Origin of the sequence: Hydrogenophaga sp. YM1 (assembly GCF_016903055.1) — a bacterium.
Lineage (GTDB): Bacteria > Pseudomonadota > Gammaproteobacteria > Burkholderiales > Burkholderiaceae_C > Hydrogenophaga > Hydrogenophaga borbori.
Genome location: NZ_CP070223.1, coordinates 2517094 through 2537463, shown reverse-complemented (window position 1 = coordinate 2537463; position 20370 = coordinate 2517094). Strand labels below are relative to the sequence as shown.

Annotated in this window: 18 protein-coding genes; 11 read left to right on the top strand and 7 right to left on the bottom strand. The window is 71.2% G+C overall.

Annotated features, from left to right (window positions below; translation table 11 throughout):
- Window positions 1-8 precede the first annotated feature (8 nt).
- Window positions 9-1001 (bottom strand): zinc-binding alcohol dehydrogenase, encoded by a 993-nt coding sequence (locus JNX00_RS11830; protein ID WP_239478127.1) that lies wholly within the window; start codon window positions 999-1001, stop codon window positions 9-11.
- A gap of 112 nt (window positions 1002-1113) precedes the next feature.
- Between JNX00_RS11830 and JNX00_RS11825 the strand changes: the two genes are divergently transcribed.
- The gene (locus tag JNX00_RS11825) at window positions 1114-1905 is read left to right on the top strand and encodes a CDP-alcohol phosphatidyltransferase family protein (RefSeq protein WP_204742387.1); all 792 of its coding nucleotides are present in this window, start codon (window positions 1114-1116) and stop codon (window positions 1903-1905) included.
- Window positions 1902-2549, top strand: a complete 648-nt coding sequence (locus JNX00_RS11820; RefSeq protein WP_070398483.1) for a YceI family protein — start codon at window positions 1902-1904, stop codon at window positions 2547-2549. The genes JNX00_RS11825 and JNX00_RS11820 overlap by 4 nt, the downstream gene beginning before the upstream one ends.
- Before the next feature lie 62 nt (window positions 2550-2611).
- Here JNX00_RS11820 and JNX00_RS11815 read toward each other — a convergent pair whose 3' ends face one another.
- Window positions 2612-4774, bottom strand: a complete 2163-nt coding sequence (locus tag JNX00_RS11815) for an HAD family hydrolase (protein WP_204742386.1) — start codon at window positions 4772-4774, stop codon at window positions 2612-2614.
- Window positions 4775-4845: 71 nt separating this feature from the next.
- Between JNX00_RS11815 and JNX00_RS11810 the strand changes: the two genes are divergently transcribed.
- A complete protein-coding gene (locus JNX00_RS11810; protein WP_204742385.1) occupies window positions 4846-6435 on the top strand; it encodes a hypothetical protein in 1590 nt (529 codons plus the stop codon).
- A gap of 21 nt (window positions 6436-6456) precedes the next feature.
- On the top strand, window positions 6457-7452 hold the full coding sequence (locus JNX00_RS11805; protein WP_204742384.1) for a formylglycine-generating enzyme family protein: 996 nt from the start codon (window positions 6457-6459) through the stop codon (window positions 7450-7452).
- 49 nt (window positions 7453-7501) lie between these two features.
- Here JNX00_RS11805 and JNX00_RS11800 read toward each other — a convergent pair whose 3' ends face one another.
- Both JNX00_RS11800 and JNX00_RS11795 read right to left on the bottom strand, forming a co-directional pair.
- Window positions 7502-7945 carry a hypothetical protein gene (locus JNX00_RS11800; protein WP_204742383.1) on the bottom strand — a complete coding sequence of 148 codons (444 nt, stop codon included), beginning with the start codon at window positions 7943-7945 and terminating at the stop codon, window positions 7502-7504.
- A 405-nt stretch (window positions 7946-8350) separates the two neighbouring features.
- A complete protein-coding gene (locus JNX00_RS11795; protein WP_204742382.1) occupies window positions 8351-9256 on the bottom strand; it encodes a class I SAM-dependent methyltransferase in 906 nt (301 codons plus the stop codon).
- A 93-nt stretch (window positions 9257-9349) separates the two neighbouring features.
- On the opposite strand from JNX00_RS11795, the gene JNX00_RS11790 reads away from it, so the two are divergent.
- Window positions 9350-9928 (top strand): DUF2878 domain-containing protein, encoded by a 579-nt coding sequence (locus JNX00_RS11790; protein ID WP_204742381.1) that lies wholly within the window; start codon window positions 9350-9352, stop codon window positions 9926-9928.
- Here JNX00_RS11790 and JNX00_RS11785 read toward each other — a convergent pair.
- Window positions 9925-10563 (bottom strand): lipocalin family protein, encoded by a 639-nt coding sequence (locus JNX00_RS11785; protein WP_070398490.1) that lies wholly within the window; start codon window positions 10561-10563, stop codon window positions 9925-9927. The two genes, JNX00_RS11790 and JNX00_RS11785, sit on opposite strands and share 4 nt — an antisense overlap.
- A gap of 182 nt (window positions 10564-10745) precedes the next feature.
- On the opposite strand from JNX00_RS11785, the gene JNX00_RS11780 reads away from it, so the two are divergent.
- Genes JNX00_RS11780 through JNX00_RS11765 form a run of 4 tightly spaced genes read left to right on the top strand, consistent with a single transcriptional unit; the run spans window position 10746 to window position 15638 of the window.
- Entirely contained in the window at window positions 10746-12095 is a 1350-nt protein-coding gene (locus tag JNX00_RS11780; RefSeq protein ID WP_204742380.1) for an FAD-dependent oxidoreductase, read from the top strand.
- A gap of 26 nt (window positions 12096-12121) precedes the next feature.
- Complete coding sequence (locus JNX00_RS11775; protein ID WP_204742379.1) at window positions 12122-13087, top strand: tripartite tricarboxylate transporter substrate binding protein; 966 nt, start codon at window positions 12122-12124, stop codon at window positions 13085-13087.
- Between the two features lies 1 nt (window position 13088).
- Window positions 13089-14843 (top strand): FAD-dependent oxidoreductase, encoded by a 1755-nt coding sequence (locus JNX00_RS11770; protein ID WP_275564507.1) that lies wholly within the window; start codon window positions 13089-13091, stop codon window positions 14841-14843.
- 9 nt (window positions 14844-14852) lie between these two features.
- Window positions 14853-15638 carry an IclR family transcriptional regulator gene (locus JNX00_RS11765; RefSeq protein ID WP_083293039.1) on the top strand — a complete coding sequence of 262 codons (786 nt, stop codon included), beginning with the start codon at window positions 14853-14855 and terminating at the stop codon, window positions 15636-15638.
- A gap of 12 nt (window positions 15639-15650) precedes the next feature.
- Here JNX00_RS11765 and JNX00_RS11760 read toward each other — a convergent pair whose 3' ends face one another.
- Window positions 15651-16559 carry a LysR family transcriptional regulator gene (locus tag JNX00_RS11760; protein WP_204742378.1) on the bottom strand — a complete coding sequence of 303 codons (909 nt, stop codon included), beginning with the start codon at window positions 16557-16559 and terminating at the stop codon, window positions 15651-15653.
- A gap of 142 nt (window positions 16560-16701) precedes the next feature.
- On the opposite strand from JNX00_RS11760, the gene JNX00_RS11755 reads away from it, so the two are divergent.
- Together JNX00_RS11755 and JNX00_RS11750 are read left to right on the top strand one after the other, a co-directional pair.
- A complete protein-coding gene (locus JNX00_RS11755) occupies window positions 16702-17679 on the top strand; it encodes a tripartite tricarboxylate transporter substrate binding protein (protein ID WP_204742377.1) in 978 nt (325 codons plus the stop codon).
- A gap of 117 nt (window positions 17680-17796) precedes the next feature.
- Window positions 17797-18534, top strand: coding sequence for a sulfite exporter TauE/SafE family protein (locus tag JNX00_RS11750; RefSeq protein ID WP_204742376.1), 738 nt, complete (start codon window positions 17797-17799; stop codon window positions 18532-18534).
- 106 nt (window positions 18535-18640) lie between these two features.
- On the opposite strand, the gene guaA is transcribed toward JNX00_RS11750, so the two are convergent.
- Window positions 18641-20257 (bottom strand): glutamine-hydrolyzing GMP synthase, encoded by a 1617-nt coding sequence (gene guaA / locus JNX00_RS11745; RefSeq protein ID WP_204742375.1) that lies wholly within the window; start codon window positions 20255-20257, stop codon window positions 18641-18643.
- Window positions 20258-20370 lie beyond the last annotated feature (113 nt).

Below are 20370 nucleotides of genomic sequence, written 5' to 3'. Positions count from 1 at the left end.
GGTGGGGGTCAGTCGGGGTAGTCGATGCGCTGGCACAGGGTCTCGCTGTCGCCGCCGGCCAGGCGCGCCAGCACCTGGGGCAGCTCGTCGAAGCGCGCGTGGTGGGTGACGAGCCGGTCCAGCACCGGGTCCTTCAGCAGGGACAGCGCCAGCCCCAGCCGGCGCGCGTGGGTCCAGCGCGCGCGCTGCGCGGTGGCCACCTGCCCCACCTGGGAGCTGCGCAGCGTGAGCCGCTGCGCGTGAAACCCCTGGCCCAACGGCAACGGCACCGCGCGGGTGCCGTACCAGCTCAGCTCCAGCACCGTGGCCTCGAAACCGGCCAGGCCCAGGGCGGTGGACAGGCCGTCGGGCTGGCCACTGGCGTGGATGACCAGATCGGCCTCGGGCCGCGCGGCCCCGGGCAGGGCGAAGCCGGCGCCGAGCGCGCGCGCCACCTCGGCGCGCGCGGGCGCGGTGTCCACCACCTGCACCTCGCAGCCCGGCAGGCGCGCGGCCAGCCAGGCCACCAGCAGGCCGAGGGTGCCGCCGCCCACCACGCTGATGCGCTCGCCCAGGCGCGGCGCGGCGTCCCACAGGGCGTTGATGGCGGTCTCCAGGTTGGCCGCGAGCACCGCGCGCGCGGGCGGCACTCCCTCGGGCAGCGGCGCCACGGCGTCGGCGGGCACCTGGTAGAGGGTCTGGTGCGGGTGCAGGCAGAACACGGCGCGGCCCCGCAGGTGCGCCGGGCCGGCCTCGACCACGCCCACGCTCACGTAGCCGTACTTCACCGGCGCCGGAAACTCACCGGCCTGGAATGGCGCGCGCATGCGCCGGGCCTCGCTGGCGGGCACCTCGCCGCGGAACACCAGGGTCTCGGTGCCCCGGCTCACGCCGCTGTGCAGGGCACGCACGCGCACCTCGCCTTCGCGCAAGGGGGGCAGGGTCTCCGCGCGGATCTCGGCGCGCAAGGGCCCGGTGATCCAGCAGGCCTGGGCCGTGGCGGCGGTGGTGGCGGCGGTCAAGGTGGTGGGCGGTGGCGTGGGTCGGACCGGACAGCAGGGCTTGCGCCCAGGCGCCAAGACGAGGAACCTCAGGGTTCGCCGTTCATCTTAGAGGCCCCCTCGCGCCAACGCCATGCACCCCGCCGCCGCGACCCTCGCCCCGCCGGCCCCGGACCCGGCCCTGCGGCTGCAGGCCGCCCGCGCCCTGGCCGGCGCGGGGCTGGCGCTGCTGCTGGCGGCCGGCGGCATCGGCCTGTGGGGTGGACTGGGCCTGGACTACCCGCTCAAGGCCCTGCTGGCCTACGCCCTGGGCGCCGCGCTGGTGTGGCGCGGTCTGGCCCTGGGTGGCCACCCGCACCGCCGCTTCGGCGCGGCCAACCGCGTCACGCTGGGCCGCCTGGCCGGCATGGCGCTGGTGGCCGCGCTGCTGGGCGAGGCCGTGCCCGCCGCGCCGCCCTCGGCCCAGCCCGGGGGTGGCTGGGCGCTGATCGCCTGGGCGACGGTGGTCGCGCTGCTGGACGCGTTGGACGGCGCCCTCGCCCGCCGCCAGGGCCTGGCCAGCCCCTTCGGCGCGCGCTTCGACATGGAGACCGACGCGGCCTTCCTGCTGGCGCTCAGCGCCCTGGTCTGGCAGGCCGGCCAGGCGGGGCCCTGGGTGCTGGCCTCGGGCCTGATGCGCTACGCCTTCGTGGCCGCCGCCGCGTGCTGGCCCTGGCTGGGCGGCCCGCTGCGGCCCAGCGTGCGCCGCCAGGCGGTGTGCGTGGCGCAGATCACCGCGCTCATCGTCTGCCTGGGGCCCAGCGTGCCGGCGCCGCTGGCCTCGGCCCTGGCGGCGGGGGCGCTGCTGCTGCTCGGCGCCTCGTTCGGCACCGACATCGTCTACCTGGCGCGCCAGCGCGCCGCCGCCCCGGAGACCCGCGCATGAACACCGTCCCCGCCCCCTTCGCCCCCCTGCCCCCCCACCCGCGCCGCCGCCTGCTGGCCGCCGGCGCCGCCCTGGCCGCCGCGCTGCTGCTCCCTCCCACGGCCGCGATGGCCCAGGCCGCGCGCTACGAGCTCGACCCCGACCACATCACCATCGCCTTCCTGGTCGAGCACATCGGCTATGCCAAGGTGCTGGGCCTGTTCCGCTCCGCGCGCGGCAGCTACCGCTTCGACGAGGCCAGCGGCACGCTGACGGACGTGCGCATCGAGGTGGAGACCGCCAGCGTCTTCACCAATCAGCGCAAGCGCGACGAACACCTCAAGGGCCCGGACTTCCTCAACAGCGGCGAATTCCCGCGCATGGTCTTTACCGCCAGCGGCGCCAAGCGCACCGGCGAGCGCCAGTTCGAGGTCGCCGGCCAGCTGGAGCTGCTGGGCAAGGCCCTGCCGCTCACCCTGCAGGCCACCTGGAACAAGAGCGCCGAGTCGCCTCTGGGCGGGCCGGGCCGCAAGCCCTACACCATGGGCGTATCGGCGCGCGGCAGTTTCAAGCGCAGCGCCTACGGCATGAACTACGCGGTGGCCAACGGCTGGGTGGGCGACGAGGTGCCGCTGATCATCGAGTTCGAGGCGGTGCGGCAGTGAAGGCCCGGCCCGGTCGGCGGCGCGCGCCACCGGCCGGTCGGGCGTTCACGCGCGCCGGGCGATCACGCCAGGGCGGGCGCCGAGAGGTAGGCCTCGCCGTCGGCCAGCAGGCGGTCGAAGTGCGCCTGCACGGCGTCCAGCAGGGCCGCGTCGCGGTCGGCGTCCAGCCCGGCGAAGGCCTGGCCGTGGTAATCCCCCCGCCAGCACAGCACCCCGCGCAGCGAGCCCTCCCGCGCGTGGACCTCGCGGATCGTGCGGCACTCGCCGTCCTCCAGGGCATTGGGGTGGTGCAGCGCGTACCACACGGCCAGCGCCGCGCCGAAGGCCAGGCCCGAGGCCGGCACGCCGTGGGCCTGCGCCATCGCCAGGCTGCCGAAGACGCGCTCATCGCGCTGCAGCTTGCGCAGCGGGTCGCGGCCCACGCGTGCGCAGGGGTCCTTGAAGGCATGGGCGCAGCGGCGGCGGAAGGTGTGCACGAATTCCGACAGGTGCGGCCCCAGCGCCGGGAACCGGGCCCTGAGCGCGGGGGCGAGTTCCACGTCCAGCAGATGGTCCATCAGGGCCTGCACGCGCACATCGCCCATGGCGTGACCGATGGTGGGGTAGCCCAGCAAGGCCGCGTACCAGGCAATGATGGCGTGCGTGCCGTTCCACAGCCGGTTCTTGAGCGCCTGGACCTCGCCGATGTCGTCCACGGTGTCGATCTGGCGCAGGTGCTCCAGCAGCTCGCCGCCCCGCTGCGCGTACAGCGGCATGTCGGTCTCGCTGTTGAACAGGATCAGGTGCAGCGGCGCCAGGGCGCTGGCCGGGGCGCCAGCGTCGCGCAAGGTGCTGACGATGGGCGAGATCGCCTCGGCCTGGTCGTCGCCGATGCCGTAGTCCGGCGCCGCCGTCTCCAGCGCGGCCTCGCGCACGGCGGCGACGTTCTTCTCGTACAGGTCGTGCTTGATGCGCAGCTGGCGCAGCAGCGCCTCCTCGGACAGCTTGGAGACGATGCGCGTGACCACCGTCTCGCAGAAGTGCGTGCGTTCCAGCGCCTGCTCAGCCTGGCGCGCCGGCAGCCGCTCGCGCAGGGCGCTGGCCACCTGCGCCTGCACGAAGCGCGCACCGCCCACCTTGTTGAGCACCACCAGCACCGTCAGCGAGCGGCCGTGCGCGGCGAAGCGCTCGGCCAGGCCCCGGGCGATCACCGGGGCCTGGGCCACCATGGCCTGCTCGGGCAGGCACAGGGCCACGATCTCGCAGTCGCGGTACATGCCGGCGACGGCCGCGTCGTCGGCCGCGTCCACCAGGCGCATGCGCTGGATGGTCTGGTCAAAGGCCAGGCTGCCGTAGCGCACGCTGTACTTGCCGAAGGCGTTGACGGCGTCGCGCAGCAGCGCGTTGCCGGTGGAGGCGATGATCTCGCCCGGCCGGGTGTAGCCGTCCCAGTGCGAGAACACCTGCGCCAGATAGCCGCCGCCCATGGCGCCGAAGCCATGGATGCCGGCCTTGAGCTGGTTGACCGCCTGAGGGAAGGGCTCGGTGAGCGCTGGCATGGGCAGCCGGGGCGTGCAGGCCGCCAGCTCCTGCAGGAAGCCGCGCAGGCTGGCGTAGCGCGCGAAGGCACGCTCGGCCACCGCCGGCCGCGGCGGCTTGATGTCCTCGACCAGGATGGCCAGGCCGCCGGCGTCGGCCGCGGAACGCAGGCCGTTCTCGGAGTCCTCGAACATCAGGCAACGCTCGGGCTGGCTGTTCAGGGCCTCGGCGGCGCGCAGGAAGATCTCCGGGTGCGGCTTGCCCTGCTTCACCTCGTCGCCGCAGACGCAGAGGTCGAAGTACTTGAAGATGTTCGCGTTGATGAGGTATTCCTCGGCGATGGCGCGCCGGCTGGAGGTGGCCACCGCCATCTTCAGCCCCGACTTGCGCAGGCGCTCCAGCACCGGCAGCAGCCCGGGCTTGACCGGCACCCCGTGCGTGCGCACATGCTGCAGCTCCAGCTCGTCGGCGCGGCGGCGGATGTCGGCGTACGGGAAGGCCGCTCCATAGTGCTGTTTGGCAAGTTCTTCAGCTTTGGTGGCGCTCAGGCCCAGCGAGCCCATGAGCACATCCTCGGTGAAAGGCTTGCCGAACAGTTCTTCGGCGGCTTGCGACAGGGTACGGAACCTCAGTCGCTCTGTGTCGAACATGGTCCCATCCATATCGAAAATGGCGGTATCGATCGTCTTGTTCTTGAATTGAAGCATCCAGGTCCTTTCTGCGGTCTTGTGGCGGGAAAAAAAACCGGCCATTGTGAAGCAAGCGGGAAGGCGCCCCCATGACGGCCGTTACCGCGGGCCGCGCCGCGCTGGCGTTTGTGCTGCTCAACACCCTGCTGACCTTCGAAAACCGGTGGCCCGGCCTGGGCGTGCGTTTCATGCCGCGCCTGTCCTTCGAGCTCTGCCTGGGCCTGGCGCTGCTGGCGGCCTGGGTGGCCTGGCGCGGCGCCCCCTCGGCGCGCGCGGCCACGGGGCTGGCGCTGGGCGCCGTGGCGCTGGCGGCGGCGCGCTACGCCGACGTGACCGCGCCCGCCATGATGGGTCGCCCGGTCAACCTCTACTGGGACGGCCGCTATGCGCTCGACCTGGTGGCGCTGGCGGCGCGGTCCTGGCCGGCGTGGCAAGTGGCCCTCGCGGCGCTGGCCTTGCCGCTGGGCGCGGCCCTGCTGCTGGCGCTGGCGCGCTGGGCCATCGACGCGCTGTCTCAGGCACTGGCCGCCTGGCCGGCGCTGCGGCGCGGCAGCCTGCTGTCGGCCGCCGCGCTGGGCCTGTGCTTCGCCGCCTACGTGCCCGGCCAGCGCGACACGCGCTGGTTCTTCTCGCTGCCGCTCGCGCCCACGCTGTGGAACCAGGCCACGCTGTTCGCCCAGGTGCTGGGGCCGGGGCGCGGCGAGGCCGCGCTGGGCGCCGGTCCGGCCTTCGACACCGACCTGCAATCGCTGCGCGGCGCGGACGGGGCGCGCGCGGCCGACGTGCTGCTGCTGTTCGCGGAGTCCTACGGCGCCGTCGCGCTGGACGACGCGGCCCTGTCGGGCGCGCTGGCGCCGGCGCGCGAGCGGCTGCAGGCCGCCATCGACGCCAGCGGGCGGCGCGTGCTGTCGGCCCGCGTGCGCGCGGCCACCTTCGGCGGCGCCTCGTGGCTGTCGCACGCCAGCCTGCTGTCGGGCCTGGCCATCACCGACCCGGCGCTTCACAACCTGCTGATGGCCAGCCAGCGGCCCACGCTGGTGAGCCACTTCGCGCGGCACGGCTACCGAACGGTGGGCTGGATGCCCGGCATCAAGCGGCCCTGGCCCGAGGGCGCCTTCTACGGCTTCGAGCGCTTCGCCGACGACGCCCAGCTGGGCTACCGCGGCCCGGACATCGGCTACTGGCGCATCCCCGACCAGGTGGCCATGGCGCTGCTGCACGAACAGGAGCTGGGCGCGCCGCCCGCCACGCGCCGGCCGGTGTTCGCGGTGTTCCCCACGGTCAGCACGCACGCGCCTTTCCGGCCGCTGCCGGCGCTGCTGGACGATCCGCTGCGCGGCCCGCCCCCGGGCACCTCGGGCCAATCGGGCAGCGCGGGCTATCCCGACAGCCTGCGCTACCAGTTCCAATGGCTGGCGCGCCACCTCGAGCGCACGGCCGGCCAGGGACTGGTGCTGATCGTCGTCGGCGACCACCAGCCGCCCGGCGGCGTGGCGGGGCGCGACGCCCCGTGGGACGTGCCGGTGCACCTCATCACCAGCGACGCCACGCTGGCCCGGCGGTTCCAGGCCCTGGGCTTCACGCCCGGCCTGCAGCCGCAGGGACCGGCGCTGGGGGCGATGCACGATCTGACGCGCTGGCTGCTGCTGGCCTTCGACGGCCGGGCCGAGCCACACTGAATCCACCCGAACGCAAAGCCCATGCCGCTCCGACGCTCATCCCCCCCGGCCCTGTTGGCCTTGCCGCTGCTGCTGGCCGCCTGCGCCGCGCCCCCACCCGCCACCGACACCCTGGGCATCGCCTTCGTGCGGGTGCCGGCGGGCGAGTTCTCGATGGGCAGCGACGAGCCGGCGTCGAGGCTCGCGGCCAGCTACCCTGGCCTGGAACCGTCCCGCTTCGAGGGCCTGTCCGACGAAGCGCCGGTGCACCGCGTGCGCATCACCCGGCCCTTCGAGATGGCCCGCCACGAAGTCACGGTGGGCCAGTTCCGCGCCTTCCTCCAGCGCTCGGGCCACGTGCCCGAATCCATCGCCGACGGCACGGGTGGCTATGGCTACAACCCCGACTACGACCCCGCCACCACCCCCCGGCGCGACGCCTTCGAGGGCCGCTCGCCCCGCTACTCCTGGCAGAACCCGGGTTTCGCGCAAGGCGACGACCACCCCGTGGTCAACGTCACGTGGAACGACGCCACCGCCCTGGCCCGCTGGCTGACGCAACAGGAAGGCCGGACCTACCGCCTGCCCACCGAGGCCGAATGGGAATACGCCTGCCGCGCCGGCGGCACGGGCCGCTACCAGCACGGTGACGACCCGGCGGGCCTGGTCCGCGTGGGCAACACCTTCGACGAAGACGCCGCCGCCAACTGGCCCGCCTGGCGCGACCGCGCCCTGCCCGGCCGCGACGGCCACGCCTTCACCGCCCCCGTGGGTTCCTACGCGCCGAACGCCTTTGGCCTGCAGGACATGCACGGCAACGTGTGGGAATGGGTGTCGGACTGGTACGGGGAGGACTACTACGCGCGCTCCCCGCCGGACGACCCCAAGGGCCCGGCCGACGGCAGCGTCAAGGTGCGGCGCGGCGGCTCCTGGCACACCTGGCCGCTGTACGCGCGCTGCGGATTCCGCAACTGGAACACCGTGCAGACGCGGTACACGCTGGTGGGAATTCGCCTGGTGAGGGAGCTGGGGCGGTGATGGGGCGGCATGGGCCGTGGCAAGCCCCCATGCTTGGCCAAGGCCCCAGCTAAACCGCCGGCCGCAGCGCCGCGTCGTACGCCGCTCTCTCGAACACGAACGGCCCGAAGCCGCCGTAGTCCCAGTGCCCGCCGGCCGAGTCCGCGCGCCGGTGCGGTTGCTCGAAACCCGACCAGATGACCTGGGCGGACCCCACGGTGACGGTGGCCAGCAGCGGCCAGCAGCCCGGTTCGCCACAGGCGCATTCGAGCAAGGCCCGCTTGTCGTCGGCGTCGGCGGCCCCTCGCCGCAGCGCGGCCAGTTGCCGCGCAGGCGGCACCGGCCACACGTAGGCCGCGGCCAGGCCCGGGTGCCCTTCGGCCTCGGCCATGGGCCGCTCGTACCGGAGCACGGCCTCGATCAGGCTTTCGCCATCGATCAGCAGCTCCAGCGCCGCGTGGCGCGAGCCGTCTTCGAGCGTGACCGTGGTTTGGCGGGTGGTGAGTTGGTTCATGCGGGACGCCGGGCCTGGCCGAACGGGGCCCGTGGGTTCTGGCCGAGGGCCGCCATCCTAGTCGAGCCGCCGGTCCCCCCGTGGCCGCGGCGGCCGCGCCGCTACTGCACCCGCCAGGCGGGCACGTCACCCGAGCGGGCGTCCGCCGGCAGCCCCCGCAGCCAGCCGCGCATCGCCTCGGCCCCATCCCTTCGGGCCGCAGCAGGCGCTGCCGTTCGCCCAGCGAGCGGAACGCCGCCACGCGGTTGCCCAGGTGCGCGCCGACGTCGAAGGCCAGGCCGCCCGCCGGCACGAAGCGGCGGTAGAAGCACCGCCGCTGCGCGCCGCGCCAGGGAATGGCGCGGTAGATCAGCAGGGAGCGCGGCAGGCCGAGGGTGGCGGACCAGTTCTTGGGCGGGCGTCCACTCAGTCCCGCCGATACGCCAGCACCTTCAGGCTGCGCTCCGGCGAAGCGTCCTGGAACGCCGCCGGGTTGGCCACGCGCTCCACGAACGCCAGCCCCGGCGCGTTCGACTCCACCGCCTCGCGCAGGAACGCCAGGCCCAGTTCCGGCGCGTTCAGGCACAGCAGCGCCTGCCCGCCCGGGGCCAGCAGCGCCGGCAGGCGCCGGGCCAGGCGGGCGTAGTCCTTGGTGGCGACGAAGCTGCCCTTCTGAAAACTGGGCGGGTCGCAGATGACGAGGTCGTACGGCCCGCCGCGCGTGAGCTTGCCCCAGGAGCTGAAGATGTCGTGGGCCAGGAAGCGGGCGCCGGCCTGCAGGCCGTTCAGCTCGTGGTTGGCGCGGCCCGTGGCCAGCGCGCCGGCGGCCATGTCCACGTTGACCACCTCGCTGGCCCCGGCCTGCAGCGCGACCACCGAGAAGGCGCAGCTGTAGGCGAACAGGTTCAGCACGCGGTCGCCGCGCTGCACGCGCTCGCGCACCCAGCGCCGGCCCTCGGCCATGTCCAGGAACAGGCCGTGGTTCTGACCGCGCAGCAGGTGCACGAGGTAGCGCGCGCCGGCCTCGGTGACCACGTGCGGCTCGGGCAGTGCCCCGGCCATGAGGCGCGTGGCGGCGCCGTGGCCGCGGCACTGGTACACCCAGCTCAGGGGTTCGTCCGTGAGTTCGCGCCAGCGCGCGGCCAGGGCCTCGCCCACGGCCGCCAGCGCGGCCTCGTCGAGGGGTTGGAAGGACGTGAGCAACAGGGCGGGCGGGAAGGCGTCCAGCGCCAGGTGTTCGCAGCCGGGGTAGAGACCGCCCCGGCCATGGAAGACGCGCTGGGCGCCCAGGGGAAAGGCCATCGTCGCGATGGCGTCGAGCAAGGCTTGCATGGGGCGGCATTCTGGGACCGGCATCGGCAGCGCGGCGCCAGCGCCTGGCGCCGGCCGGGGCATCCAAGCCGTGGCCTCCTCCGTATAAGGGCCATGCCCGCCCCACAGACCACGCCCGACCGCCGCTGGCAATGGAGCAATGTGCTGTGGACCCAGCTCGCCTGGTTCGCCGCCGTGCTCGGCGCGGCCCATGGCCTGCCCGTGTGGGGGACCCTGCCCGCGCTGGCCGTGCTGCTGTGGCACCTGCGACGGGCCCCGCGGCCGCGCGCCGAGGCCCGGCTCATGCTGCTCGCCGCCGGGCTGGGTGCCGTCGCCGACACGCTGGTGCTGCGCCAGGGCGTGCTGGCCTATGCCAGCGGCCAGTGGAGCGCCGCCCTGCCTCCCTTCTGGATGACCGCGCTCTGGGCGGTCTTCGCCACCTCGCTCAATGTGACCCTGCGTTGGTTGCATGGCCGCCCCCTGCTGGCCGCCGCACTGGGCGCCGTGGCGGGGCCGTTGGCCTTCCTGTCGGGCGCGCGCCTGGGCGCGGCCCAATTGCTCGAGCCCGGGATCGCCATGGCTCTGCTGTCGCTGCAGTGGGCGCTGGTGCTGCCGGTGCTCACCCTGTGGGCGCGCCGGCTTGACGGGGTGGGAGGCCCCACCCCGCCGGCCGGCAAGGCCTGCGCGCCTTAGCGCGCCACTTCCCCGGTTGGGCCTTCATTGGCGCGCTGCGGCGGCGCCGCATCGGGCCCCGACTCAGGCCAGCGCTGCGGCACGCGCCGCACCTTCTGGAGGTCGTAGCCCAGCGCCTGCAGGCGGGCCATGGCCTGCTCGTAGGCCTGCGGCGCGATCTGCGGCGTGCGCGCCATCAACCAGGCGTAGTCGCGATCGGACCGGGCGATCAGCGTGCGCTGCCCGTCCGGGGACAACTCGGCGATGACGTATTCGGCCTGAAACGGCCACAGGAACTGCATGTCCCACACCGCGTTGCCGGTGCCAGGGCGCACCGTGCCCACGGGGTGCATGGTGCTCACCGGTGCGTCAAAGCCGCCATGGCGGAAGCGAAACCGGGTGGCGATTCTGCCGTCCTCGCGCAGGGAATAGGACTCCACCGCGTTGAAGGCCGCGCGTTCGGGCCAGGTGGGCACGTGCGCAATGACGTACCAATCGCCCATGAAGCGGGCCAGGTCGACCTGGCCCGCGGTCGGGATGGTGGGCAGGCGCGCGGCGGGCGCGCCGCCGCGGCTGGCGCAGGCGGCCAGTGCGGCGGCCGCGAACGCGAGGGCGGCCCGCAGGCGCCATCGCGGATGGGAGGGGTTTTGGTCCATGGCGGTTCGGCTGGCGTTCGGCTGGTCGTCGTCGGAGGCAGTCGTCGGATTTACGCAGCCCGCGGCCCCACGGATCACCGCCCCCTCGGCAAATACTGTTCATGGATGTGAACAAGGCCTGGCCGGCCTTCAGGGGCCCCCATAGCATGGACCGATTGCAAGCCATTGGAGCAGCGACAACCATGCAACGGCCGGTTTTGAACGAAGTATTGGCAACGCCCTATACCGACGAATTTGATGTGGTGGTGGCCGGCGGCGGGGCCTCCGGATTGATCGCCGCGGTATCGGCCAGCCGCCTGGGCGCACGAACGCTATTGCTTGAACACGCCAATTGCCTCGGCGGCACCGCAACCTACGGCATGGTGGCCCAGTGGATCGGCTTCTACAACCGCGATACCCGCGTGGTCGGCGGCATCGCCAAAGAGCTGGCCGACCGGGTGGTGGCGCTCGATGGCAGCGAGGGATTCAAGCAATACCTCATGGCGGAAGCCAGCGAACATCCGATTCCCATCGTTCATTTCGCGTTCAATCCGGAGGTCTTGAAAATCGCCGCCGATGCCCTTGCGGCATCGACGCCGTTGCATGTGCGTTTCCATACCCGGGTCGTCGCCCCGATCGTGGCGAATCGGCGCGTCACGGGCGTGGTCATCGAAGACATTTCCGGGCGCAGCGCCATCCGCGCGCGCATGGTGATTGACGCCACCGGCGACGCCGCGGTCGCCTTCGGCGCGGGCGTGGCCATGGCCCCTTCCGAATTGTCCGATGGCGCGGATGTCCAGCCGTGCACGTTGATGTTTCGCCTGTCGAATGTCGACGTGGCCAGCTTTCGGGCCATTCCACGCGCACGCAAACGGGAATTGGCCCTGCAAGGCATTCGCGAAGGACGGATCTTCTGGGAAAGCCTGTCCTTTTGCAGCACCCCGGGCAACACGGACGCCATTTGCCTGATGAGCCGGGTCTCCGGGATCGATGCGACCCAGGCGGGCGACCTCAGCCGCGCCGAAGTCGAGGGGCGACAGCAGATCGGCTCCATCCTGTCGTTTCTCAAAGAGCATGTGGCGGGTTTTCAGCGGGCGACGCTGGCCGCCGTCGCCGGGCACATCGGGGTGCGCGAAACGCGCCGGATGGCCGGCCGCTACACGCTCACTCAAGAGGACATCCTGTCGTTCAAGCACTTCCCGGATTCGATCGCGCTGGGCGCCGGGCCGATGGATATCCACGAAACCGGAGGCACCGGGATATCGCTTCATGTGCCGGCTCGGCCATTCGAAATTCCCATGCGTTGCCTCATGCCGGAGTCGATGTCCGGCCTGGTGGTCACGGGCAGGGCGATTTCCGCGACCCGGCACGCCAATGGCGGCGCGCGGCATATGGCCACGGCCATGGCATTGGGCGAAGCGGCGGGCGTCATGGCCGCCCTGGAAGCGGCGAGCGGTGCCAGCCCGAACGCGGACGCCGTGCGCGGCGTCATTCACGCCCGCGGCGGCTTCGCCAGCGCCAAAGACGCCACCGAAACATTCGTCAGCCAATGAATTTGCCTACCCCACAGGAGACCACCATGCTCAGCCGACGCGAATTGTTGATATCAGCCACCGCCCTCGCCGCCGCTGGCGTCGGCCGGGCGCAGACCTATCCGTCCAAACCGATCACGATGATCGTGCCCTTTTCGCCAGGCGGTGCGGCGGATATCACCGCCCGGGCGATTTCCACGGGGCTGGCCGAGGCGCTCGGTCAGCCGGTGGTCGTGGACAACAAACCCGGCGCCAGCGGGATCATCGGCGCGGAAGCCGTGATGGCGCGGCCCGCCGACGGGCATACCCTGTTGCTCGCGTCGAATTCCATCACCACGGGCAAATGGCTGTACCCCCGCATTTCGTTTGACGTGTTGAAGGACTTTCGCGGCATCGGCATGGCCTTGAAAAGTCCGTACATGGCGGTGGTCGCCGACTCCTTCCGGGGCAATGGCATCCAGGACCTGGTGCGATGGGTCAACGAGCGGCCTGGCGCGGTCAACTACGCCACCGCCGGCAGTGGCACTGGCCCGCACTTGTTCGGCGAGATATTCCAGCGCCAGACGGGGGCCTCGATGGTGAGCGTGCCGTACAAGGGATCGGCGCCCGCCCTTGCCGCCGTGCTGAGCGGCGAGGTGTCTGTCTACTTCGACATTCTGATGTCGTCCAAGGGCTTGCTGGCCAGCGGCCGCCTGAAATCGCTGGCGGTATCGAGCGCCGACCGCCTGGCGCAGTTTCCGGCCGTGGCGACATTCGCCGAACAAGGCATTGCGGGGCTGGACCTCTACTCCTGGTTCGGGGTGGTGGCCAAGGCCGGCACGCCCGGGCCGATCGTCCAGCGCTTGAATGAGGCGCTGAACCAGATCGTTCAGGACCGCCGGTTTTCGGCCCGCGCCGTGGAGCTGGGCGCGACCTCGGTGGGCGGTTCGGCCGACGCGTTCCAAGCGGTCATCGAAAGGGACACGGCCCTGTGGGGCCAGGTCATCCGGGAAAAGAACATCCGGCTGGAATGACATGTCGCCACAGCGTGACGGCGCCGGCGGGGCCCGGCGCCACGACAACATGGCCCTTCCCGAGGCCGATCTGGTCGTCGTCGGCTCGGGCGCGGCGGGGCTCACGGCGGCCATCGTCGCCCAGCGCCGGGGCATGCGCGTGGTGGTACTGGAGAAGGACGCCCTGGTCGGCGGCACCACGGCGGTTTCCGGCGGCGTGCTGTGGGTGCCGCTCACGGCCAGGGGGCGCCAGCAGAACCCGCAGGATTCGCCAGCGGCCGTGCGCGAGTACCTTCGCCACGAGATGGCCGATCGTTATGCATCGGATTCGGTGGAGCTGTTCCTGGAGAAGGGGCCGGAAATGGTCGAATTCCTCGAACGCGAGACCGATGTGAGGTTCTGTTCGACGCTCTACCCCGACTACCACCCCGAGGCGCCGGGAGCCAGCCTGATCGGACGCGCCCTCGTGGCCGCGCCGTTCGACACCCGGCGGCTGCGACACGAACGCCGCCGCCTGCGTCCGCCCCTGAAGACGATCACCTTCATGGGCATGATGTTCAACTCGTCGAACGCCGACCTGAAGCATTTCTTCAAGGCCACCCGGTCGTTCGCCTCGTTCCTGTATGTCGCCAGACGCCTGGTGTCGCATGGTGTCGACCTGCTGCGCTACGGCAGCGCGGTGCATGTCACCGGTGGCAACGCCTTGGCTGCCGCGCTGTTCAAGGCGGTGGCCATCGACCTCAATATCCCGGTGCTCACCCACGCCGAGGTGACGGGCCTGATCCGGGACGAGCACGGCATCAAAGGCGTGTCGGGAACCTTCCGGGGCCAGCCCTTTCGGCTGGTGGCGCCGTGCGGGGTGGTGCTGGCCTGCGGCGGGTTTTCGCACGACCAGGCGCTCACGGCCGCGCGCTTCCCGACAGCGCTGGCCGATCGAAAGCCCCTGTCCGCCACCCCGCCATCCATCACGGGAGACGGTATCCGCCTGGCCTTGTCGGCCGGGGGATGCCTGGCGGCACCGTTGCCGCAGCCGGCCGCCTGGATGCCCCTGTCCCTCGTGCCCAGGGGGCGCTCTGGACCCGCGGTCTTTCCCCATTTGCTCGATCGCTACAAGCCCGGTGTCATCGCGGTGCTGCGCAGCGGCCGGCGCTTCACCAACGAGGCCAACTCCTACCACGACGTGTGCTCGGCCGCCCTGCGCGAGGCATCTGACCGCTCCGAGGCCGCGATGTGGCTCATCTGTGACAGCCGTGCGCTGGCGCGCTATGGCCTGGGCTTCGTCAAACCGGCACCGCTGCCGTTTCGCCAGCACCTGAGAAGTGGCTACCTTTGCATGGCCGACACCTTGTTCGATCTGGGCGAGAAACTCGGCGTTGACGGCGCCGGGCTGAGCAAGACCGTCGAGGATTTCAACCGGGCGGCGGCGGCCGGCAGGGACCCCCAGTTCGGGCGGGGTTCGACCGCCTTCAACCGCTTTCTGGGCGACCCGGATTGGAAGCCCAATCCCTGCGTCGCCCCCATAGAACGACCGCCCTTTTTTGGCCTGAAGTTGCTGGTGGGCGACCTGAGCACGTTTGACGGATTGCAGGCCGACCTGAGGGGCCAAGTGCTCGCGCAAGATGGCAGCGCCATCAACGGTCTGTATGTGGTCGGGGCAGACCGCGTGAACATGATGGGCGGTGCTTACCCTGGCCCAGGCATCAACCATGGCCCGCACATGGCGATGGCGTACCACATGGCCAGCACCATCGGGCAGAATGGGTTTTCCGCCAGTTAGGGAGTTGCCGTGCCGCGCCATCCGCCGAGTTCCCCGACAGGCAGCGGTGCGGTGAAGTCGGCGAACAGGACCCTGGACCTGCTGGAGATCCTGGCCAATTCAGACCGCTCGCTTTCTCACGCCGAGCTGGCATTGCGCGCGGCGATCCCCAAGAGCAGCCTGAGCCAACTGCTGAGGACGCTGCAAAGCCGCGACTACATTCAATCCCTCGGCCCCAACGGCCCCTACCGCCTGGGCGCCTCGGCGGTGAACCTGATCCGCCATGGGCTGCACATCCAGCGTCTGGTGACACAGGCCCGACCGCACATGGAGAAGCTGGCGCTCGAGGCCCGGTACTCGTGTGGGCTGAACATCCTGCGCGGCGACATCGTCGAGCGGGTGTTGGGGGTGACGGCCGCCGATGCCCAGGGGTACGCCATGCACGAGGGGGTGCGTGCGCCGCTGTACGCCAGCTCGTCCGGCAAGCTGTTTCTGGCGCACATGGCCAGCGAGGACGTGGAGTCGTATCTGGCGCGGGTGCAACTGCGGCCCATCACCAGCCGGTCACTGCACTCCAGCAAGGAGTTGCGGCGCCAGATCCGGTTGGCGCGCGAAGAAGGCGTTGCCTATTCCAAGGACGAGTTCACCAACGGCATCGTCGGCGTCTCGGTGCCGATCCTGAGTGCCCACTGGCGAATGACCGCCTCCTTGGGGCTGGCGGTTCCGTCCATGGAATTCGACGCCCGCAAGGACGCCCTGTTGGTGACTTTGCGAAAAGCGGCCCACGGCATCTTCACCCAGGTATCGGCGGCCTGATGCGGGCCGCGCTCACCGCGCCCACGCCCGCACGGTCCCCACGATCAACTCCGAGACCTCGCCCATCACCGCGTCCTCCAGCAGGCCGGCGCGGCACCACAGGTAGATGGGGCGCGGCGTGGGCGGGCCGGACAGGGGCAGCTCCACCAGGCCGAAGCGCGCCGCCAGGCGGCGCAGCGGGAAGCGCGGCAACACCGCCAGGTGCTGGCCCTGGGCCAGCATGTCCAGCAGCATGGCGGCGTCGCCCAACACGGTGATCTCGACGCGCAGGCGCTGAACGCCCACGGCCTCCAGTTTGCCGCGCACGTCCTGATCGAAGGGCGAGGCCGTGCCCAGGCTGATCCAGGCGCGGTCGTCCACGTCCTCGGCGCCCAGCTCGGCCTTTCCCGCCAGGGGGTGCTGGCGCGCGCAAAACACGCCCAGCTCGTCGTCGGCCAGCAGCTGGCGCACGATGCCCGGCGGCGGGTGCTCCAGCCAGGACGGCGCGATCACGAAGTCGTGCCCGCCGTCGATGAGCTGCTCCAGCAACAGGTGGGGCCGGTCGTTCTGCAGCGCCAGGGCCAGATCGGGGAACTGCCGCAGCAGCACCGGCGCCAGCTCGCCCATCACCGCCGCGCCGATCACCGGGCCGATGCCCAGCCGCACCTGGTGGCGGATGCCCCCCCGGTGGCGGGCGGTGACCTCGGCCGCGTCCTTCAGGCGGCGCGCAATGGCGCGGCCCTCGCGCGCCAGCATCTCGCCCAGCGGCGTGCTGCGCACCCCGTAGCGGCTGCGCTCGAACAAGCGCCCGCCGGCCTGCATCTCCAGCGTCTGCATGTTGTGCGTCAGCGTGGGCTGGGTCAGGTGCAGGTGGCGGCTGGCTTGGGTGATGGAACCCTTCTCCAGGATCGCGGCGAGCTGCACCAGGTGCCTTGGGTCCATAGGAATTTTTATATTTGGCGAGCAATTTTCAATTTTACGGATGCGATCGGCCCCTCTAAGCTGCGCGCAGGCCCCATCGAGGCGTGCCATGGTGAGGCACGCCCGGGGCGCCGCCAACCACCCCCCATCAGGAGACAGACCGATGACTTTTTCCCGCCTGCTTCGCGCGCTCGCCCATGCCGGGCTCTTCGCCCTGGCCACTGGCGCCGTTCATGCGCAAAGCTGGCCAGGCAAGCCGGTCCGCCTGCTGGTGGGCTCGCCGCCCGGCGGCCCGTCCGACATCACGGCGCGCACCTTCGCCGACCAGCTGGGCAAGCGCATCGGCCAGCCCGTGGTGGTGGAGAACCGCCCTGGCGCCGGCAACAACCTGGCCGCCGCGGCCGCCGCGCGCGCCGAGCCCGACGGGACCACCCTGGTGCTGAGCCCGGACACGGTGCTCACGGTCAACCCCCTTGTCTACACCAGCGGCGACTTCAACGCCGCGCGCGACCTGGTGAACATTTCGGTCGTCGCCAGCTTCTCGCAGATGCTGGTCTGCAACACCGCCGCGGGCGTGCGCAGCGTGGCCGAGCTGGTCGCCAAGGCCAAGGGCGGCGCCCCCCTGATGTACGCTTCGGGCGGCCCCGGCGTGCCCGGCCACCTGGCCAGCGAAATGCTGCTGGAGCAGACCAAGGTGCGCATGGAGCACGTGCCCTACCGGGGCCCGGCGCCGGCCACGCAGGCCGTGCTGGGGGGCGAGGTGGCCTGCGGCTTCCTGGCCACGCCCACGGTGCTGCCGCACGTCAAGAGCGGGCGCCTGGTGGCGCTGGCGGTGTCGTCCGAAGCGCCCTCCTCGCTGGCGCCGGACGTGCCCACGCTGGCCAAGGCGCTCAACCAGCCCGGACTGGACGTGAGCTTCCGCCTGGTGCTGCAAGCCGCCAAGGCCACGCCGCCGGCGGTGGTGGCCGAGATCGAGAAGCACGCGGCCGAGATCATGAAACAGGCGGACGTGCGCGAGCGCCTGAAGAACTACGACCTGACCGCCGTGGGCAGCACCAGCGCGATGGCCCAGCAGGTGATGAGCGCCGAAATGAAGCGCTGGGAGCCGGTGGTCAAGCGGCTGGGGCTGAAGGCGGAGTGAGCCCGCTCTGGCCGGCCGCCCGGGCGCGCGCCGGCCTGGGCCGAGCGGGCGGCGTGACCGGTTGGCGCGCCGGCGCCGACGACCGCGTCGACCAAGGCTGGCGATAAGCTGGCGCGCATGACCGAACTGATCTACCCCGCCGCCGTGGTGCTGCTGGGCTACGTGGTGCTGGGCATCACGGGCTTCGGCTCGGCGCTGATCGTCGTGCCCCTGCTGGCCTGGCGCTGGCCCTTGCCCGAGGTGGTGGCGCTCACGCTGCTCATGGACGTGCCCGCGTCCATCCTGCTGAGCGGCCTGAACCTGCGCCAGGTGGACTTCGGCGAACTGCGCCGCCTGCTGCCTGGCATGGCCGCCGGCGCCGTGGCCGGACTGTGGCTGAGCGGGGTGCTGGACGCCCGCTGGCCTTTGCTCGCGTTGGGCCTCTACGTGGCCGCCGTGGGCCTGAACGCGCTGCGCCCGCGCCTGGCCGCGCCACGGCCCCTGGCCGCACCCTGGGCCCATGGCATGGGCTTCGGCATCGGCCTGGTGGAGATGCTGTTCGGCACCGCCGGCCCCCTGGTCGTGGCCTGGCTGAGCCGCCGGCTGCAGAACGTGCACGCCCTGCGCGCCAGCACCCCGCTGATCATCGTGGCCGGCGCCGGCACGGTTCTGCTGGGCATGGCCTGGGTCGGTCGTCTGTCGAGCGGCGCACTGTGGTGGCGCTGGGCCGGCCTGATCGGCCTGGCCTTGCTCGGCGTGCTGATGGGCAACCGCCTGGCCCGCCACGTACCGGCGCCGAGGCTTCGCCAGCTCATCTGCGGCCTGCTGGTGATCAGCGGGCTGATGCTGGTGCGGCACGCCTGGACCCCGGCCTAAGGCACACGGGGTCGCGGGGAGGCCCTTAGAAAGGAGTTATTTGAACAAAATCAATTGACTTTTGATTGTTTCTCATGTTTTGCATGAAAAACAATTCTGCGACGGATCACTCCCACTCGATCGTCGCCGGCGGCTTGGAGCTCACGTCGTAGGTCACGCGGTTGATGCCGCGCACCTCGTTGATGATGCGGCCCGACACGCGCTTGAGCAGGCTGTAGGGCAGCTCGGCCCAGTCGGCGGTCATGAAGTCGCTGGTCTGCACGGCGCGCAGGGCCACCACGTAGTCGTAGGTGCGCCCGTCGCCCATGACGCCCACGCTCTTGACCGGCAGGAACACCGTGAAGGCCTGGCTGGTGAGGTCGTACCAGCTCTTGCCGGAATGCGGCTCGATCGTGGAGCGCAGCTCCTCGATGAAGATGGCGTCGGCGCGGCGCAGCAGGTCGGCGTACTCCTTCTTCACCTCACCGAGGATGCGCACGCCCAGGCCCGGCCCCGGGAAGGGGTGGCGGTAGACCATGTCGTGCGGCAGGCCCAGGGCCACGCCAAGTTCGCGCACCTCGTCCTTGAACAGGTCGCGCAGCGGCTCCAGCAGCTTCAGGCCCAGCTGCTCGGGCAGGCCGCCCACGTTGTGGTGGCTCTTGATGGTGACGGCCTTCTTGCTCTTGGCGCCACCGGACTCGATCACGTCCGGGTAAATAGTGCCTTGTGCCAACCACTTGGCGCCTTTTGTTGAAGCACCACTTGAAGTGAGCTTGGCGGCCTCGGCCTTGAAGACGTCAACGAACAGGCGGCCAATGATCTTGCGCTTTTGCTCGGGGTCGCTCACGCCGGCCAGCTCGCCCAGGAAGAGTTCGCTGGCGTCCACGCGCACCACCTTGGCGTGCAGCTTGCCGGCGAACATCTCCATCACCATGTCGCCCTCGTTCAGGCGCAGCAGGCCGTGGTCGACGAAGACGCAGGTGAGCTGGTCGCCGATGGCGCGGTGGATGAGCGCGGCCGCCACGGAGGAGTCCACCCCGCCGGACAGGCCCAGGATGACCTCCTCGTCGCCCACCTGCTCGCGGATCTTCTCCACCGCCTCGGCGATGTGGTCGCGCATCACCCAGTCGGGGCTGGTGCCGCAGATCTCCAGCACGAAGCGCTCGAGCAGGGCGCGGCCCTGCACCGTGTGCGTGACCTCGGGGTGGAACTGCACGCCATAGAAGCGGCGCGCCTCGTCGGCCATGCCGGCGATGGGGCAACTGGGCGTGCTGGCCATGAGCTTGAAGCCAGGCGGCAGCTCGGTCACCTTGTCGCCGTGGCTCATCCAGACCTTGAGCATGCCGTGGCCTTCGGGCGTGGTGAAGTCGGCGATGTCCTTCAGCAGCGCGGTGTGGCCCCGCGCGCGCACCTCGGCGTAACCGAACTCGCGGGTGTGGGAGCCCTCGACCTTGCCACCCAGCTGCTGCGCCATGGTCTGCATGCCGTAGCAGATGCCCAGCACCGGGACGCCCAGTTCGTAGACGGCCTCGGGCGCCTTGTCGTCCACCTCGTACACGCTGGCGTGGCTGCCCGAGAGCACCACGCCCTTCAGGCGCCCGTCGGCGGCGAACCCGCGCACCCAGTCGCTGCTGACGTCGCAGGGGTGCACCTCGCAGTAGACGTGCGCCTCGCGGATGCGGCGCGCGATGAGCTGGGTGACCTGGGAGCCGAAGTCGAGGATGAGGATCTTGTCGTGCTGCATGGTGGTCGGTGAACGTCAAAAAAAGAGACGGGCCGTCTCGAAAGACGACCCGTTGAGCAAGAGGCCACCCCTTCCAGGGCACCGCGGAACTGGCTTTGCCAGGCCGCAGGTGC

Excerpts from the sequence above, each read along its gene's own strand:
- JNX00_RS11800 (WP_204742383.1), bottom strand. The coding sequence starts at position 7,945 with ATGAACCAACTCACCACCCGCCAAACCACGGTCACGCTCGAAGACGGC.
- JNX00_RS11760 (WP_204742378.1), bottom strand. The coding sequence starts at position 16,559 with ATGGACCCAAGGCACCTGGTGCAGCTCGCCGCGATCCTGGAGAAGGGT.
- JNX00_RS11755 (WP_204742377.1), top strand. The coding sequence starts at position 16,702 with ATGACTTTTTCCCGCCTGCTTCGCGCGCTCGCCCATGCCGGGCTCTTC.
- guaA (WP_204742375.1), bottom strand. The coding sequence starts at position 20,257 with ATGCAGCACGACAAGATCCTCATCCTCGACTTCGGCTCCCAGGTCACC.
- JNX00_RS11750 (WP_204742376.1), top strand. The coding sequence starts at position 17,797 with ATGACCGAACTGATCTACCCCGCCGCCGTGGTGCTGCTGGGCTACGTG.
- JNX00_RS11790 (WP_204742381.1), top strand. The coding sequence starts at position 9,350 with ATGCCCGCCCCACAGACCACGCCCGACCGCCGCTGGCAATGGAGCAAT.
- JNX00_RS11825 (WP_204742387.1), top strand. The coding sequence starts at position 1,114 with ATGCACCCCGCCGCCGCGACCCTCGCCCCGCCGGCCCCGGACCCGGCC.
- JNX00_RS11775 (WP_204742379.1), top strand. The coding sequence starts at position 12,122 with ATGCTCAGCCGACGCGAATTGTTGATATCAGCCACCGCCCTCGCCGCC.
- JNX00_RS11770 (WP_275564507.1), top strand. The coding sequence starts at position 13,089 with ATGTCGCCACAGCGTGACGGCGCCGGCGGGGCCCGGCGCCACGACAAC.
- JNX00_RS11795 (WP_204742382.1), bottom strand. The coding sequence starts at position 9,256 with ATGCAAGCCTTGCTCGACGCCATCGCGACGATGGCCTTTCCCCTGGGC.
- JNX00_RS11815 (WP_204742386.1), bottom strand. The coding sequence starts at position 4,774 with ATGCTTCAATTCAAGAACAAGACGATCGATACCGCCATTTTCGATATG.
- JNX00_RS11780 (WP_204742380.1), top strand. The coding sequence starts at position 10,746 with ATGCAACGGCCGGTTTTGAACGAAGTATTGGCAACGCCCTATACCGAC.
- JNX00_RS11810 (WP_204742385.1), top strand. The coding sequence starts at position 4,846 with ATGACGGCCGTTACCGCGGGCCGCGCCGCGCTGGCGTTTGTGCTGCTC.
- JNX00_RS11785 (WP_070398490.1), bottom strand. The coding sequence starts at position 10,563 with ATGGACCAAAACCCCTCCCATCCGCGATGGCGCCTGCGGGCCGCCCTC.
- JNX00_RS11820 (WP_070398483.1), top strand. The coding sequence starts at position 1,902 with ATGAACACCGTCCCCGCCCCCTTCGCCCCCCTGCCCCCCCACCCGCGC.
- JNX00_RS11805 (WP_204742384.1), top strand. The coding sequence starts at position 6,457 with ATGCCGCTCCGACGCTCATCCCCCCCGGCCCTGTTGGCCTTGCCGCTG.